This window comes from Amycolatopsis pigmentata, assembly GCF_042684065.1.
GTDB classification, from domain to species: Bacteria; Actinomycetota; Actinomycetes; order Mycobacteriales; family Pseudonocardiaceae; genus Amycolatopsis_E; species Amycolatopsis_E pigmentata.
In genome coordinates, this window is record NZ_JBHUKR010000006.1 from 941,267 (window position 1) to 955,928 (window position 14,662).

Consider the following 14,662-nt stretch of genomic DNA (forward strand, 5'->3'; position numbering starts at 1 on the left):
CCGCACTCAGGCGGTGACGAGGGACAGCCCGTACGTGCGGAGGATTTCGTTGACCGGCTGGAACCAGGTATGCCCACCAACGCTGCAGTTGCCGGTGGTGCCCGAGGTAACGCCCTGCGCCTGGTCACCGGAGATGAACGAACCCCCGGAGTCACCCGGTTCCGCGCACACCGACGTCTGAGTCAGCTCGTACACCGTACCCTGCGCGTAGTTGACCGTGGCATTCAAAGCCTCCACCACGCCGCAGTGCCAATGGGTCGTCGAACCCGAGCGGCAGATCGAGGTGCCCGGTGCGGCGACCGCCGAACCGCGCACGAGCTGGTCGCTCACGGTGCCCCAGCCGAGCACGACGGGTGTGGTCCACCAGCCGTTGCCGATCGTGATGTAGGAATAGTCGTTGCCGGGGAAGGAAGAGCCGACGAAGGTTCCCATCGCCGAGCCGTCCCAGCCCGCGACCGAGCTGCCGGGACTCCCGCAGTGGCCGGCGCTGACGAAGCCGCCCTGCACCGAGAATCCGATGGAACAGCGCACGTTGCCGTTGATGTAGTACGGGTCGCCGCCGACGGTGCCTGCCGAGGTCGTCGTGGGCCGGGGCGCGGTTTCCACGGCCACCGCGGCGCCGGTTTTCCTTGCCCGGGCGAGAAACGCGTCGACGTCGGCACCGTGCGTGCCCGGCTGGAGTGTCACGACGAGGTTGCCGCTTCGGGGGTCGGTGTGCCACCCGCTCACCGAGGCCGGGGCCGCCTGCTGCTTGCTGGAGTCGTCCAGTGCCTTCTTCGCGTTGTCCAAGTCAGCTGCGCTCACCCGGGCAGGCACCGTGGTGGCACCGGTTCGTTCGACGGCCGCCGCGGCCGCCGGATTGGTCACGCCGACCACGAGCTTGCCCCGCGCCGGGTCGAACCAGGCGCCGCCGAAGGCGGATCCTGCCGCGCGCTGGGCCTCCGGGAGCACCTCGGTGGCGGTCTTTTCCTGAGCGAGTCTGGTCTGGACCTGATCGGCGGTCAGTCCGAAATCGTTCTGCATGGCCGTGAGGAGCCCGGGTGACGCCGCTTGCGCAGCAGGGGGCGCGACAGCCGGGGCGAGACTCAGGGCGAGGCAGGCCGCCCCACCGAAAACGCGGACGATCACTCGACGCATGGTTTACACCTCCAGGGAAAGGCAAAAACTCATCGCACCTCGAGTGTGTGAACTTCCCGGAAGGTGGTATAGACCTATGACGCATCTCTGTCCGATTCCTGTCCCTCACCTACTCCGATCGGCCCGCGACGAACGAGGGGCAGGCAGATATCGATCATGGAGTAAAGGCGCACGGGTTTTGTGCCGATCGGGGACAGAATTGCCTGCCGGGCCCGCGAACGCACCGGACGGCAGAGGCGGTGAGCTATCGTCGGCACCGTCTTCCCTGGCGAAACGGCAGTGTCAGGCAGAACTGGCCGGAAGAACCGTCAGGGAGAATTCCCGGAGAAAGGGCTGTCTTGATCAATAAAGTCGTCGCTGCCACCGCTTTGGCGGCAGCCGTGGTCGCCCTCGGTGCGCCGGCCGTCCCGGCCGCTTCGGCCGCGGACTATCCTTTGGTCCGCGCCGGTGTCTATCCGAGCTACCAGGATGCGCGTGCGGCCTGTTTCGACGGGCTCCATGGACAGGTCTGGTCCTCGTGCCAGTACCGGCAGCAGGAGGACACCGGATTCACGGAACTGTGGGTTTCCTACGAAGACGGGCTCCAGCCGCCACCGGACGCCCCCGGCATGACTGTCTGATCAGGACGGAGGGTGTGGCCGGAGGAGGCCAGTTCGAGAGTTCGGGAGAGGTCGTCCGGGCCGATGACGCCGGCGAGCCGGCCGTGGTCGAGCACCAGAAGGAGGTCGCGGCCCGGCCGCAACACCACCTTCGAGAGCACGTCGACGACCTTGTCGTCCGGGCCGGCGGTGGGCACCGCGGGCGGCTTGCGGGCGACGTCGGCGACACGGGAGGTGAACCGCGCCTGTTCCGGCAACCGCGTCAACTCGCCGAGACTGGTCACGCCGATCGCCTGGCCGTCGAAGGAGACGACGGGGAAAGCGCGGCGGCGCGTGGACACCGCGACCTCCGCCAGGAACGCTTCCACCGTCCACCACCCGGGCGCCACGACCGGATGGGGATCCATGACGTCGGCGACCCGGACCCCGGCGAGTCGTTCCCGCGCCGTCCCGCTCGCGAGTTCCGCCTGGGCGGCGAAGATCAGGAACCAGCCGATGAGCGCGAGCCACAGTCCGTTGAAGGAGCCGGAGAACAGCATCTCACCCAGACCCAAGAGGGCGAGCGCGAAGCCGAGCACCTGTCCGGTCCGCGCGGCGACGGCGTTGGCCCGCGCCCGGTTCCCGGTGCGCTTCCACATGGCCGCGCGCAGCACCCGCCCGCCGTCCAGCGGCGCGCCGGGCAGGAGGTTGAACACCGCGAGCAGCACGTTGGTGATGCCGATCCAGGCCAGTCCCAAGGCCAACAGGACGGGCAGCCACTGTCCGGTCAGCACGGCCGCGCCCCAGAACACGCCGCCGAGCACGAGGCTGGTCAGCGGGCCGACGACGGCGATGTTCAGGTCGGCCTTCGGGCTCGGCGGCTCACCCTCGAGTTCGGCCGCGCCGCCGAGCATCCACAGGGTGATGCGTTTGACCCTGACCCTGTAACGGCGGGCGACGATCGCGTGCGCGAGTTCGTGCGCCAGCAGCGACGCCAGGAAGGCCAGCGCGGTGACGACACCGGTGACCCAGTACCACGCGTTCGGGTGGCCGTGCGTGGCGGAGGGAAGCACGGACGTCGCGAGCAGATCCGCGATCAGCGCGAGCACGATGAGCACCGACCAGTGCGCGCCCACCGGGATGCCGGCGAAGCGGCCGAGCGGGATGGAGGTCCGGAACATCGCTGGTCACCAAGTCTTCCGGGCTTACCGCGGTGTGGGCACCGCGGGCCGCGCCATTGAAGTCCACTGTGGAGCAAGTCGCTCTTCCAGGGTGTGCATCGTGGTGTATTCGAGATCCTCGAGCGGCAGCCGGTGCGGCTCGAACGGCCCGTGCCGGCGCAGGTAGTCCATCACCACGTTGGCCTGTTCGCGTGCGCGGTCGAAGGACGGGTCGTCGAACATGTCCCGTGGGCCGAGCAGGTTCCCCTCGCGGATCTGGAAGCCGAGCGCGACCACCCGGGGCGGGCCGTCGAAGCGCGCCGGATGCGCTTGGCCGAGCGCCACCGGCATGATCGGCGCGTGGTGCGAGCCGCGCATGCAGCCGGCCACCGAATACGGGAAGGCGAAGGGCTCCAGCACCTCGCCGACCGCGGGCAGGCCGGACTGGCATCGCACGATCATCACCGGGTCGTCCTTGCCCACGTACTTCCCCGCGATCAGCGACAGGCGCTGGGTGGAGGTCGCCGCGCACGGCACGTCCAGGGTCCGCGACCGTACACTGTGGACGACGTAACGCGCGGGCGCGCCGATGTACATCAGCAGGTCGTAACTCCGCTCCGGGCAGTCGAAGACGATCATCTTCTCTTCGTGGAGGTCGTAGACCTCGAACGAGAACCCGCCGTGCATCTTCGAGTCGATCACCAGGCCCGCGGTGTTGAACGGGTCGGCGAACATCTTGTACAGCGGCAGGTTCCACGCGCCGGGCTCGGTCTTGTCGGCCAGGAAGCAGATGACCGGTTCGCTCGGGCGCTCGGTGTATTCCAGCTCCGCGTAGCCGGGGCCCATGCCACGCAGGTTCCCGCTGAAGGCGTCCGACAGCAGGTCCTGGCCGGCCCCGTAGAGTCCCAGCCGTTTGGCGACCGCGGTGGTCTCCTGGAAGAGGTTCCAGGCGAAGGTGTGGATGCCGTCGTCGTCGGGACCCCGCTCATGGGTCATGATCAGCGAGATGTCGTCGCCGCAGCTCGCCGCCTTGCCGTCGAGCAGGAGGCCGTCACCGGCGGCGGCACGCAACCCGTCTTCGGCGGCGCGCAGCAGTTCCGGGTGCACGGCCGAATGCCCGACGAAACCGCCGGTGTCGGCCTTGATGATGCTCAACGTGGTCATTGGCGGCCTCCTTGCCTTACCTCTCCGCGCCGATCAGCTCGACCAGGTCGAGCGTGCGGAGTGCGTAGGCCCATTCGTTGTCGTACCAGCCGAAAACCTTCGCGAGATGGTCGTCGGCCTTGGTCAGACTGGCGTCGAACACGCACGAAGCCGGGTCGCCGATGATGTCGCGGGAGACGATCGGGGCCTCGGTGTAGCGCAGGATCCCTTTGAGGACGCCGTCCGCGGCCTCGGCGAAGGCCCGGTTGACCTGACCCGCGGTGACCGGCATGCCGAGTTCGACGGACAGGTCGGTCAGCGAGCCGTCCTCGACCGGCACGCGTACCGCCACCCCGTCGAGGCGGCCGGCGAGCGCGGGGATGACCTCCCCGATCGCGCGGGCCGCGCCGGTGCTGGTGGGAATGAGGTTCACCGCCGCCGAACGTGCGCGGCGGAGGTCCTTGTGCGGCCCGTCGAGCAGGGACTGGTCGTTGGTGTAGCTGTGGATCGTGGTCATCAGCCCGCGCCGCACCCCGAATGCCTCGTGCAGCACCCGCACCATCGGCGCCACGCAGTTGGTGGTGCACGAGGCGTTGGAGACGACGTGGTGGGCCGCCGGGTCGTAGACGCCTTCGTTGATGCCCATCACGATCGTCGCGTCGACGTTCTTGCCGGGCGCGGAGATCACGACCTTGCGCGCCCCCGCGCTCAGGTGCGCCGCGGCGGCGTCACGGGTGCGGAACCGGCCGGTGGACTCGATGACCACGTCCACGTCGAGCGAGCCCCACGGCAACCGCGCCGGGTCGTGCTCGCCGAACACGTGAATGTGGCGGTCGCCGACCTCGATCGCCGAGTCGTGCGCGGTGACCCGCTCGGGCAGCCTGCCGTAGGTCGAGTCGTGCTCGAGGAGATGGGCGAGTGTCTCCGCGGGTGCGACATCGTTGACCGCCACGACCTCGACGGGCCTGCCGGGCTGGTCGACGAGACAGCGGAGAACATCCCGGCCGATCCGGCCGAATCCGTTGATACCAAGCCTTATCGTCATAACCGCATCGTCCCCACTCTCCCGGAACGACCCCCAGGGCCGAACTTCCCCAGTCGGAAGGCGAAGGTCCCCGCGACCGGGGACGTATGCCCGTGTCCGGCGGGGTCACAGCGCGGCAAACCTTGTCCGGTAAGGACAATCCAGGAGGAAGGAGCGTCAGATGTCCTCGTCACTGTTGCCACGCCCCAGGGCGTTGTTCCCGGGCATCCAGGACCTCTTCGAGGGACCATGGCCCTTCGGTGAGCACAACCTGGTCCGCATCGAGGACACGATGACCGACGGCAAGTACGTCGTGCGCGCGGAGTTGCCGGGGTTCGACCCGGAGAAGCAGATCCACGTCACCACGAACGCCGGCCTGCTGACCATCTCCGCGGAGCGTGAGGAGAAGACCAAGGAGAAGGGGCACAGCGAGTTCCGTTACGGCTCGTTCACCCGCACGGTCGCCCTGCCGGAAGGCGCGGACGCGTCGAAGATCGCCGCCAAGTACACCGACGGCATCCTCGAAATCACCGTCCCGGTGAAGGAAGCCGAGAAAGGCAAGTCCGTCCGCATCGAGACGACCAAGAAGAGCTGAGCCGGGAGATGATCACCGATCGCGCCGTGAGCGTCGTCCTCGCCGACGGGGAGGTGGTGCGGATCCGCACCCTGCGGCCCGCCGACGCCGACGACGTGGTGGCCCTCCACCGGGGTCTCGACGACCACGACCGTTACCTCCGCTTCTTCGGCGCGGCCCCGTCGGGGCTGGAGGGCCTGGCCAGGAAGATGGCGGCGGAGACGGGCGTCCGGCACGCCGCGGTGGGGGCGTTCCGGCGCGATCGGCTGATCGGAGTCGCGCACTACGAGGCCACCACGGACCCGACCGAGGCCGAGGTGGCGCTGGCGGTGGACTCCAGCGCGCAGGCCCACGGGGTAGGCACGTTGATGCTGGAATATCTCGTGTCGGTCGCACGGTCCTACGGGATCCGGCGCCTGACCGGGCAGGTGCTGGCCGAGAACACCCGGATGTTCGGTGTGTTCACCGACCTCGGCCTGCCGTTCCGGGCCACCCCCGGCGGGCCCGAACGGGAATTCGTGCTTTCGCTCGAACCCGGCGAACCCTATTGGGACGCGCTGAACGAGCGTGAGCGCGAGGCCGACATCGCGAGCCTCCGCGCGGTGCTGAGACCCGCGTCGGTCGCGGTCATCGGGGCGAGCCGGCGCCCCGGCGCGGTCGGGCACGCGGTGCTGAAGAACGTCCTCGACGGTGGCTACAGCGGAGATCTTTTCGCGGTGAATCCCGCCGCGACGGAAATTCTCGGGGTGCCGTGCGCGCCGTCGGTGGCGGAACTTCCGTCCTGCCCCGAACTGGTGGTGGTCTGCGTGCCCGCCGCGGCGGTGCCCGACGCGATCATCCACAGTGGAGAGTGCGGAGTCCGGGCGGCGGTCGTCATTTCGGCCGGGCTGACCGGAACCGACGCCGGGGAGCGGGTGATCGAGGCGGCGCGCAAATACGGGATGCGGCTGGTCGGGCCCAACTGCGTGGGGGTGGCGAACACCGACGGCGCGACGCGGCTCAATGCCACCTTCGTGCCGGGCGTGGTGCCCGCGGGCGCGGTCGGGGTGGTCAGCCAGTCCGGTGGGTTCGGCATCGCGCTGCTGGAGTCGTTGCGGCAGCTCGGGGTCGGGGTGTCGAGCATGGTGTCCACCGGCGACAAGTACGACGTCAGCGGCAACGACCTGCTGATGTGGTGGCAGCGTGACCCGGGCACCGAGATCGCGGTGCTCTACCTGGAGTCGTTCGGGAATCCCCGGAAGTTCGGCCGCCTCGCCCGCGCGCTCGCGGCGACCAAGCCGGTGCTGGCGATCCGCACCGGGAGCACCGAAGTCGCGCGCCGCGCGGCGGCCTCGCACACGGCGGCCGCGGCCACGCCCGCGGTGACCCGCGACGCGCTCTACGAACAGGCCGGCGTGATCGCGGTGGACACCGTCACCGAACTCGTCGACGCGATCGCGGCCCTGTCCTGGCAGCCGCTGCCGGGCGGAAACCGGGTCGCGGTGGTCAGCAACGCGGGCGGCGCCGGGGTCCTCGCCGCCGACGCCTGCGCCCGGTCCGGCCTGGCCCTGCCCGAACTCGGTGCGGACACCACGGCCCGGCTGCGGGCGCTGTTGTCCGGCCAGGCGTCCGTGAGCAATCCCGTCGACACGACCGCCGCGGTCAGCGCCGAGGTCTTCGGAGCCTGCCTGGACGTCCTCCTCGCCGACGACGCGGTGGACGCGGTGATCGCCGCCGCGGTGCCCACGGCCCTCGGCGACCCCGTCGACGCCGTCAGGGAACTCCCGGCGGGGACAAAGCCGGTGCTGGCGGTCCGCTTCGGTCAACTCGCCCACGTCGAGCCTCTGATGTCTCCGGCGGGCCGCCCGGCGACCGCCGCCTACGCCGACCCGGCGGGCGCGGCGGCCGTGCTCGGGCACCTGGCCTCCTACGCGGAATGGCGCAGGCACCGCGGGCCGGTCGTCGCGCCGGATCTCCCGGGAATCGACCCGCAACGGGCGATCGCGTTGCTTCGTGAGCGCCCGGCGGGCTGGCTGGATCCCCTGACCGTCACGGAGTTGCTGGACTGCTTCGGGATTCCTTCCGTGCCGACGCGGTTCGCGGCCGACGAAGACGCCGCGGCCAAGGCGTTCGCCGAACTCGGCGGTCCGGTCGCGGTCAAGGCGACGGTCGAGGGCATGGTGCACAAGAGCGCGCACGGCGGTGTGGCGCTCGGCGTGAGCGACGAAAACGCGGTGCGTGACGTCGTCCGGCGGTGGCGGAACCGGTTCGGCGCGGCCTGGAAGGGCGCGGTCGTCCAGCCGATGTCCCCGCCGGGACGTGAGCTGCTGGCCGGGATAGCCGGTGACGAGGTGTTCGGCCCGCTGGTCGTGTTCGGGCTCGGTGGTGTCGACACCGACCTGGTGGCCGACCGCGCGGCCCGGCTCGCTCCGCTCACCGAAAGAGACGCGGAGCTGCTGGTGCACGGTCTGCGCAGTTCGCCCGGGTTGTTCGGTGACGACGCCGGTTCCGGCAGGCTGGACACGGCGGCGATCGGTGACGTCCTGCTGCGCGTCAGCAGGCTCGCCGAACTGCTGCCGGAGGTCGCGGAGCTGGATCTCAACCCGCTGGTCGCCTGGTCCGACGGGTGCGTCGCGCTGGACGCGCGGATCCGGGTCGAGCCGCGCACGCCGAACGATCCGTTCCTGCGCCGGTTACGCACCTGACCCGCGGAGATGGGGATCGCTCCCGGCCTGCCCCTGTGCTTCGCCAACGCCGACGATTTCCACCGCCGCGCGCTCGAGGCCGCGGAAACGATGGACGCCTCGGCCGAGTGGTTCCTGCTCAACGCGGAGGCGATCGTGGAACTCGACATCACCGGGGCCGACGCGCTCGGCGGCCTGCGTGACCAGCTCGGCGAGCGGGGAGTGGAGTTCGCCCTCGCCCATGTGAAACAGGAACTGCGCGAGGAACTCGACGCGGCGGGCCTGGTCGCGAGGATCGGCGAGGACCGCATCTTCGCCACGCTGCCGGCGGCCGTGGCCGCCTACGCCCGGTGGTACGTGCGGCGTCACGGCCACCTTCCCGCCGGTATGACGCCGCCCGTGGTGCCGCCGAGCCCGATGACCCGGACCTCGGAGAGTGACTTGGCAGAGTGACTTTAGGCCGGGGGACCGGAGTCCCAAGGCCCTCCTTGCCCTGCGCTCCCCGGTGCACGCTGGACTTCGAGACCGGACGAGAGGAACACACGATGCGTGCGCATGCCGGGGACTGGATCGTGGTCAAGAGCCGCGCCATCGGAACGTGAGCGCGCCCGGTACGCCGCGTGGCGGTGAGCCTGTTTCGAAGCCATGGTCATCAACGGGCACAGGAAGGTCGTGAGCAGGAGATGGGTCTTTTCAGCCGGATCGCCGCCTTGTTCAAGATGAAGGTGAGCAAGGCACTCGATCGTGCCGAGGATCCGCGGGAGGTGCTCGACTACTCCTACGAAAAACAGCTGGAAATGCTGACCAAGGTCAACCGGGGGCTCGCCGACGTGGCCACCAGCCGCAGGCGGATCGAACTCCAGATCGGTCAGCTGAACAAGTCGGCGGACCTGCTGACCACGCAGGCGACCAAGGCACTGGCGGCCGGGCAGGAGGACCTCGCCCGCGAGGCACTGACCCGGCGGGCCGCGATCACCACGCAGGTCGGCGACCTCGAAGACCGCAGGCAGGCGGTCGGCGCCGACGAGGAAAAGCTGAAGGAAGCCGCGCAACGGCTGAAGGCGAAGATCGAAGATTTCCGCACCCGCAAGGAAACCATCAAGGCGAGCTACACCGCCGCCGAGGCGCAGACGCGCATCGGCGAGGCGGTCTCCGGGATCTCCGAGGAGATGGGGGACGTGGGCGTGGCGATGCGCCGCGCCGAGGACCGCACCGCCCAGTTGGAGGCCCGTGCGGGCGCGCTCGACGAACTCCTGGCTTCCGGTGCGCTCGACGACGCCACCCGCGCCACCGAACGCGACGACATCCAGGCGCAGTTGGACGAGCTGACCCGGGGCGGCGAAGTGGAAGCCGAACTGGCCCGGATGAAGGCCCAGCTACCCGCGTCGGCGGTGAAGCGCGAGCTGCCCCCGTCGTCGAGCGGGAGTTCCTGACGCGCCGGCCCGCGGGGATGAAGAGAATGCGCACCAGATTTCCGCCGGACCGGAAGCTGACCGGCCGGATGCTGCTCACCACGTTCCTGCTCGGGCTGGTGTACGTGGCCTTCGCGGCGGCCTTGTTCGCGCTCCTGAAGTCCATTGTGGTGATCGTCGTGGTCGCCGCGATCCTGCTGGGCGCGCAGTACTTCTTCTCCGACCGCATCGCGCTGACCGGCATGCGTGCCCGGATCGTTTCGCCGGAGGAGCAGCCCCGGCTGCACGGGGTCATCGACCGGCTCTGCGCGAGTGCGAACATGCCGAAACCGCGTGTCGCGCTGGCGGAAACGGATCTGCCCAACGCCTTCGCCACGGGTCGCAACACCAAACGCGCCGTGGTGTGCGTGACCACCGGGCTGTTGCGCCGCCTGGACAACGCCGAGCTGGAAGGCGTACTGGCGCACGAACTGTCCCACATCGCCCACCGTGACGTGGCGGTGATGACGGTGGCCTCGTTCCTCGGGGTGCTGGCCGGGCTGGTCGCCCGGTTCGCCTTCTATACTCAGATGTTCGGGGGCGGGCGCCGGAACGGGGACCAGGTGGCGATCATGGTGCTGTTGATCACCGTCGTCTCGGTGGTCGTCTACGCGATCAGCTTCCTGCTGGTGCGGGCGCTGTCCCGGTACCGGGAACTGGCCGCGGACCGCTCGGGCGCGATGCTGACCGGACGGCCGTCCGCGCTCGCGGCCGCGCTAACCAAGGTGACCGGCGACATGGCCCGGATCCCGACCCGGGACCTGCGCGCGGCCGAGGCGTTCAACGCCTTCTTCTTCGCCCCGGCGGTCGGTTCGCGGCTTTCGGCCCTGCTGTCCACCCACCCGTCGCTGGAAGTCCGGCTGACCCGGCTCGCCGAGTTGTCGGCCGGCATGGGGGAGCCCTCGGCATGAAGTTCCTCGACGTCCTGCTGGGCCGGACCAAACCGGCACGGCCCGATCTCGACGTGCTGTTCGCGATCCCGGCGGCCGCGGTCGAACTGGAGGCCGCGCTGGGCCTGAAACCCACGGGCGCGGGCGCGGTCTGCTTCCGTACCGGCGAGGGCGAGGCGGCGGGCCGGGCCGAAGCGGACGCGCTGGCATTGTCGCGTGTGGACAGTCCGGCCGACGTGACGGTCGGCCGCGACTCCTATGGCTACACCTGGGTGACCTTCCGCAGGCCGGACGCCGACCTTTCCGGGCTCGTCACCGACCTGCACGCGGTCAACACCACCCTGGTCGACGCGGGTTTCGGCAGCGGCCTGCTGTGTACCGTCATCGGATTCGCGGGCACCGAAAGCACCGAAAGCACGGAAAGCACCGAAAGCACGGACGGCGCTCAGGTGGGTCTGGTCTATCTGTTCAAGCGGGGCACGGTCTACCCGTTCGTGCCGGTCGGCGACGAGCGCCGGGATACCGCGCTGGAACTGGAAATCCGCGCCCGGCTCAGCGGGGAACTGCCCGTCGAGTCCGATCTCGGCCGCTGGTTCCCGCTGTGGGCGGCGCCGCCGCTCACGCCTTCCGGGTGAGAAATTCCACGCCGGAGGCGATGGATGGCGGGGGCGATGAGCCCACCTCCGCGCGGGGAAACCGCGACACCGACGTGGATACCTGTAGGCGATGTTGAGCCCGCCGCCGGGCAGGCCGGTCAGGGCCGTGGCCGCGGCCTCCCAGCTGAACCCGGCACGAACACGGTGGTAGTCGGTGAGATTCGCCGCCGCACGGATGGCGGACGGCTCGCGGATCGGTTGCCACGCGCCGGAATCGTCGAGCACCATGGGATGACCATGCGCAATCTCGTCCGTATCGGGCGAGGGCTGGAGGTAACCGCGGGGGGTGTCCGAAAGTCCTTGGCATCCGGGCCGGGAAGCACCTGTGCCAGGCGCCGCCGGCGCTTAACTTTCGGCTATGCGAGAGAAGAACTGGACCGTCGACATCTACATCGACGAGTACGACGAAAAGACGCGGGCGCACGCCCGCCTGCACAACCCGGACGAAACCGGCCTGGTCGGCGTGGGCACCGCGCGGTTGAACCCGGCCGACACCAACGTGCCCGAGATCGGTGACGAACTCGCCGTCTCCCGCGCGCTGGCCGAACTGGCGCACCGGCTGCTCGACGCCGCCGCCGGGGACATCGAGAGCATCACCCACGAGAAGACGCACCTGTACCGCTGAGCCCGCGTACCGTCACCGTCCACTTGCACTGTCCACTCGAACCGTCCACTTGGTACGCGAGGGGGTGCCGAAAGGCTCGGTGATCACGGACTTTCGCCCCCTGCGGGACCGGCGGGCGCCGGTGGAGACTCGAAGCCATGTCGAACGCGGCCGATGACGTCTTCGCGCAGGCGAAAACCGATCCCGGGCACCCGCTGTTCGCCCGCGAGTCCGGCGAAGGCGAATGGTGGACGGTGACCGCGGAAGAGTTCGCCGGTCAGGTCGTCGCGGTGGCCAGGGGCCTGGTGGCGGCCGGGATCAGGCCGGGCGACCGGATCGCCGTCATGTCGCCGACGCGGTTCGAGTGGGTGCTCGCCGACTACGCGATCTGGACCGTCGGCGCGGTCACGGTGCCCATCTATGAGACCAATTCCGCCGAGCAGGCCGCCTGGATCCTCGCCGACTCCGGCGCGCTGGCGGCCTTCGCCGGGAACTCCCGGCTGGCCGCACTGGTCGAACCCGTGGGCGGGCCCGTGTGGTCCTTCGACGACGGGGGGCTGGAGTCCCTTGTGGCGCAGGGAGAAACGCTGCGGAACGGTGATGTGCGCAGGATTCGCACCACCGACCCGGATGCCGTCGCGACCATCGTCTACACCTCCGGCACCACGGGACGGCCCAAGGGCTGTGTGCTCACCCACGGCAACCTCGTCGACGTCGTGGACAGCATCGTGCGCTTCGACGATCTGGCCGAGCGCGTGCTGGCCCCGGAGGCCTCGCTGCTGCTCTTCCTGCCGCTGGCGCACATCCTGGCCCGGGTAGTCCAACTGGCCGTGATCCGCAGGGGGACGCTGACCGGCCACTTCGGCGACGTGGGCGCCGTCGCTTCCGCGTTCAGGACGTTCCGGCCCACGCTGATCCTGGCCGTGCCCCGGGTCTACGAAAAACTGGTCAACGCGGCCGCCAGGGAGGCCGCGGCCTCCGGGCGAGGCCGGGTCTTCGGTATGGCGCAGCGGGTCGCCGTGCGCTACAGCGACAAGGGCCGGTCGCGCCTGGCGCATCGGGTGTTCGACCGGTTGGTCTACCGCAAACTGCGGGACGCCCTGGGCGGCCGGGTGGAGTACACGGTCTCCGGCGGCGCGCCACTGGCCCCGGAGCTGGCGCATTTCCTGCGCGGCGCGGGAATTCCGGTGCTCGAAGGCTACGGACTGACCGAAACGACCGCCGCGACCACCCTGAACCCGCCCGGCGCGGAGCGGGTCGGCACGGTGGGCATGCCGCTGCCCGGCTGGGACGTGAGAATCGCTTCGGACGGCGAGGTGCTCCTCCGCGGTCCGGGTGTCTTCCGCGGTTACTGGCACAACGACGAGGCCACGGCTACGGCGCTCGAAGGCGGGTGGCTGCGCACCGGTGACATCGGCGAACTGCACGACGGGTACCTGACGATCACCGCGCGCAAGAAGGAACTCATCGTCACCGCGGGCGGCAAGAACGTCGCACCAGCGTTCCTGGAGGACCGGCTGCACGCGCACTGGCTCATCGACAACTGCGTCGTCGTCGGCGACCGCCGGCCCTTCGTCGGCGCGCTGCTCACTCTCGACCCGGAAGGCTTCGACGACTGGAAGCGCGCACACGACAAGCCGTCCGGCGCGAGCGTCGCCGAACTCCGCCACGACCCGGACCTGTCGGTGACGCTGAGATCGGTGATCGACGAGGTGAACCAGGCCGTGTCGCGTGCCGAGGCGATCAAGGATTTCCGGGTGCTGCCCGCCCGGTTCACCGTCAACGACGAACTGACCCCGACACAGAAGGTGCGCCGCGAGTACGTCCTGACGAAATACGCCGACGACATCGAGGAGCTGTACTGGCGAGGGGAGCGGCGACCGGCCTGAGGGCCCTCCTGGGCCGTCATCCCACCTTTCGGCCTGGACTCGCGCTCACCGTTCGTCGTCGGCAGGGGCGATGAGGCCGTAATGGCCGTCGTAGCGGTGATAAAGGACGGCACCGCGGCCGCGTTCGGCGTCGACGAAGAACAGGAACGGCAGGTCCATCAGCGCGAGCCGGTCGGCGGCTTCGCTGGTGGTCAGCAGGGGGGCCGGCTGGGCGCTGATCGTCACCGGGAGGTCGAACACGGCGAGTTCACGGGGCCGGGGTGGCACCGGCAGTGCCAGCCGGTAACCGGTCGGTCCCGCACGGTAGATGATCGCGTCCTGGCCGCTGCCGAGTTCGGTGAACAGGTGGAAGTCGTAGTCGAGCAGGTCCATCTCGAAGGCCGCGTCGTCGACCGTGATCCGGTGCAGGGTGAACGCCTTGCGCCGCATGATCTGCCGCTCTTCCTCGGGACGGGGGAAGTAGGGCTTGCGGTGGGTGGGCTCGGCGGTGTGCCGCCATTCGTCCGGCTCGGCCGACGGCGCCGCCCCACGGCGGGCCTCCCAGTGCCGCGCGACGCGCTCGAGCCGCCGCCGTAGCCGTTCGGTGAGGCGGTCGATCGCCTCCCGGGCACTGACCGCTTCGGCCTGTGCGCGCACGAGCCGTCCGCTGACGTCGAGGTTGGCCTGCGCGACCACGGGCCTGGGCACGGCCGGGTCGCCGTGCTTGGTCAGCCTGACCTTCGCGGACAGCACCGGCCGGTGCGAGACGTGGGCCAGTCTGCCGATCTTGTCGCGGGCGTAGTCCTCGGCTCCGGGCATGGCTCCGTGCGTCGTGACTTCGACATCGGCCATCATCGGGGTTTCGTGCTTCATGACATCGTTGCTACGCCGGGGCCTGGCGAGCGGATAGGGAC

14 protein-coding genes are annotated in these 14,662 nt (G+C 69.8%); 9 read left to right on the plus strand and 5 right to left on the minus strand.

Going from position 1 to position 14,662, the window contains the following annotated elements:
• Positions 1-6 precede the first annotated feature (6 nt).
• On the minus strand, positions 7-1,137 hold the full coding sequence (locus tag ACFSXZ_RS12280; protein ID WP_378264488.1) for a S1 family peptidase: 1,131 nt from the start codon (positions 1,135-1,137) through the stop codon (positions 7-9).
• Positions 1,138-1,475: 338 nt separating this feature from the next.
• On the opposite strand from ACFSXZ_RS12280, the gene ACFSXZ_RS12285 reads away from it, so the two are divergent.
• The gene (locus ACFSXZ_RS12285) at positions 1,476-1,757 is read left to right on the plus strand and encodes a hypothetical protein (protein WP_378264490.1); all 282 of its coding nucleotides are present in this window, start codon (positions 1,476-1,478) and stop codon (positions 1,755-1,757) included.
• On the opposite strand, the gene ACFSXZ_RS12290 is transcribed toward ACFSXZ_RS12285, so the two are convergent.
• From ACFSXZ_RS12290 to gap, 3 genes are read right to left on the minus strand one after another with little or no spacing between them, the layout of a single operon-like run.
• On the minus strand, positions 1,706-2,896 hold the full coding sequence (locus ACFSXZ_RS12290) for a site-2 protease family protein (protein WP_378264492.1): 1,191 nt from the start codon (positions 2,894-2,896) through the stop codon (positions 1,706-1,708). The two genes, ACFSXZ_RS12285 and ACFSXZ_RS12290, sit on opposite strands and share 52 nt — an antisense overlap.
• A gap of 24 nt (positions 2,897-2,920) precedes the next feature.
• On the minus strand, positions 2,921-4,039 hold the full coding sequence (fbp, locus tag ACFSXZ_RS12295; RefSeq protein ID WP_378264494.1) for a fructose-1,6-bisphosphate aldolase/phosphatase: 1,119 nt from the start codon (positions 4,037-4,039) through the stop codon (positions 2,921-2,923).
• A gap of 16 nt (positions 4,040-4,055) precedes the next feature.
• Positions 4,056-5,063 (minus strand): type I glyceraldehyde-3-phosphate dehydrogenase, encoded by a 1,008-nt coding sequence (gene gap / locus ACFSXZ_RS12300; RefSeq protein WP_378264496.1) that lies wholly within the window; start codon positions 5,061-5,063, stop codon positions 4,056-4,058.
• 160 nt (positions 5,064-5,223) lie between these two features.
• Between gap and ACFSXZ_RS12305 the strand changes: the two genes are divergently transcribed.
• From ACFSXZ_RS12305 to ACFSXZ_RS12340, 8 genes are all read left to right on the plus strand, one after another.
• Entirely contained in the window at positions 5,224-5,637 is a 414-nt protein-coding gene (locus ACFSXZ_RS12305; protein ID WP_378264498.1) for an Hsp20/alpha crystallin family protein, read from the plus strand.
• A gap of 8 nt (positions 5,638-5,645) precedes the next feature.
• Positions 5,646-8,300 (plus strand): bifunctional acetate--CoA ligase family protein/GNAT family N-acetyltransferase, encoded by a 2,655-nt coding sequence (locus ACFSXZ_RS12310; protein WP_378264500.1) that lies wholly within the window; start codon positions 5,646-5,648, stop codon positions 8,298-8,300.
• A 9-nt stretch (positions 8,301-8,309) separates the two neighbouring features.
• Entirely contained in the window at positions 8,310-8,732 is a 423-nt protein-coding gene (locus tag ACFSXZ_RS12315; protein WP_378264502.1) for an STAS domain-containing protein, read from the plus strand.
• Positions 8,733-8,962: 230 nt separating this feature from the next.
• Positions 8,963-9,712 carry a PspA/IM30 family protein gene (locus ACFSXZ_RS12320; RefSeq protein WP_378264504.1) on the plus strand — a complete coding sequence of 250 codons (750 nt, stop codon included), beginning with the start codon at positions 8,963-8,965 and terminating at the stop codon, positions 9,710-9,712.
• A 26-nt stretch (positions 9,713-9,738) separates the two neighbouring features.
• The gene (gene htpX, locus ACFSXZ_RS12325) at positions 9,739-10,641 is read left to right on the plus strand and encodes a zinc metalloprotease HtpX (RefSeq protein WP_378264506.1); all 903 of its coding nucleotides are present in this window, start codon (positions 9,739-9,741) and stop codon (positions 10,639-10,641) included.
• Positions 10,638-11,255 carry a PspA-associated protein PspAB gene (gene pspAB / locus ACFSXZ_RS12330; protein WP_378264508.1) on the plus strand — a complete coding sequence of 206 codons (618 nt, stop codon included), beginning with the start codon at positions 10,638-10,640 and terminating at the stop codon, positions 11,253-11,255. Before htpX ends, pspAB begins: the two co-directional genes overlap by 4 nt.
• 379 nt (positions 11,256-11,634) lie before the next feature.
• The gene (locus tag ACFSXZ_RS12335; protein WP_378264510.1) at positions 11,635-11,901 is read left to right on the plus strand and encodes a DUF1876 domain-containing protein; all 267 of its coding nucleotides are present in this window, start codon (positions 11,635-11,637) and stop codon (positions 11,899-11,901) included.
• 137 nt (positions 11,902-12,038) lie between these two features.
• On the plus strand, positions 12,039-13,769 hold the full coding sequence (locus ACFSXZ_RS12340) for an AMP-dependent synthetase/ligase (RefSeq protein ID WP_378264512.1): 1,731 nt from the start codon (positions 12,039-12,041) through the stop codon (positions 13,767-13,769).
• Between the two features lie 45 nt (positions 13,770-13,814).
• Here the strand turns inward: ACFSXZ_RS12340 and ACFSXZ_RS12345 are convergent, their stop codons facing one another.
• Positions 13,815-14,621, minus strand: coding sequence for a sigma 54 modulation/S30EA ribosomal C-terminal domain-containing protein (locus ACFSXZ_RS12345; protein WP_378264514.1), 807 nt, complete (start codon positions 14,619-14,621; stop codon positions 13,815-13,817).
• Positions 14,622-14,662 lie beyond the last annotated feature (41 nt).

What these genes read in the sequence shown, in the direction of transcription:
- pspAB (WP_378264508.1), top strand. Translation starts at nt 10,638, where the DNA reads ATGAAGTTCCTCGACGTCCTGCTGGGCCGGACCAAACCGGCACGGCCC.
- ACFSXZ_RS12345 (WP_378264514.1), bottom strand. Translation starts at nt 14,621, where the DNA reads ATGAAGCACGAAACCCCGATGATGGCCGATGTCGAAGTCACGACGCAC.
- ACFSXZ_RS12320 (WP_378264504.1), top strand. Translation starts at nt 8,963, where the DNA reads ATGGGTCTTTTCAGCCGGATCGCCGCCTTGTTCAAGATGAAGGTGAGC.
- ACFSXZ_RS12290 (WP_378264492.1), bottom strand. Translation starts at nt 2,896, where the DNA reads ATGTTCCGGACCTCCATCCCGCTCGGCCGCTTCGCCGGCATCCCGGTG.
- ACFSXZ_RS12310 (WP_378264500.1), top strand. Translation starts at nt 5,646, where the DNA reads ATGATCACCGATCGCGCCGTGAGCGTCGTCCTCGCCGACGGGGAGGTG.
- ACFSXZ_RS12280 (WP_378264488.1), bottom strand. Translation starts at nt 1,137, where the DNA reads ATGCGTCGAGTGATCGTCCGCGTTTTCGGTGGGGCGGCCTGCCTCGCC.
- gap (WP_378264496.1), bottom strand. Translation starts at nt 5,063, where the DNA reads ATGACGATAAGGCTTGGTATCAACGGATTCGGCCGGATCGGCCGGGAT.
- fbp (WP_378264494.1), bottom strand. Translation starts at nt 4,039, where the DNA reads ATGACCACGTTGAGCATCATCAAGGCCGACACCGGCGGTTTCGTCGGG.
- ACFSXZ_RS12315 (WP_378264502.1), top strand. Translation starts at nt 8,310, where the DNA reads ATGGGGATCGCTCCCGGCCTGCCCCTGTGCTTCGCCAACGCCGACGAT.
- ACFSXZ_RS12335 (WP_378264510.1), top strand. Translation starts at nt 11,635, where the DNA reads ATGCGAGAGAAGAACTGGACCGTCGACATCTACATCGACGAGTACGAC.
- ACFSXZ_RS12305 (WP_378264498.1), top strand. Translation starts at nt 5,224, where the DNA reads ATGTCCTCGTCACTGTTGCCACGCCCCAGGGCGTTGTTCCCGGGCATC.
- ACFSXZ_RS12340 (WP_378264512.1), top strand. Translation starts at nt 12,039, where the DNA reads ATGTCGAACGCGGCCGATGACGTCTTCGCGCAGGCGAAAACCGATCCC.
- htpX (WP_378264506.1), top strand. Translation starts at nt 9,739, where the DNA reads ATGCGCACCAGATTTCCGCCGGACCGGAAGCTGACCGGCCGGATGCTG.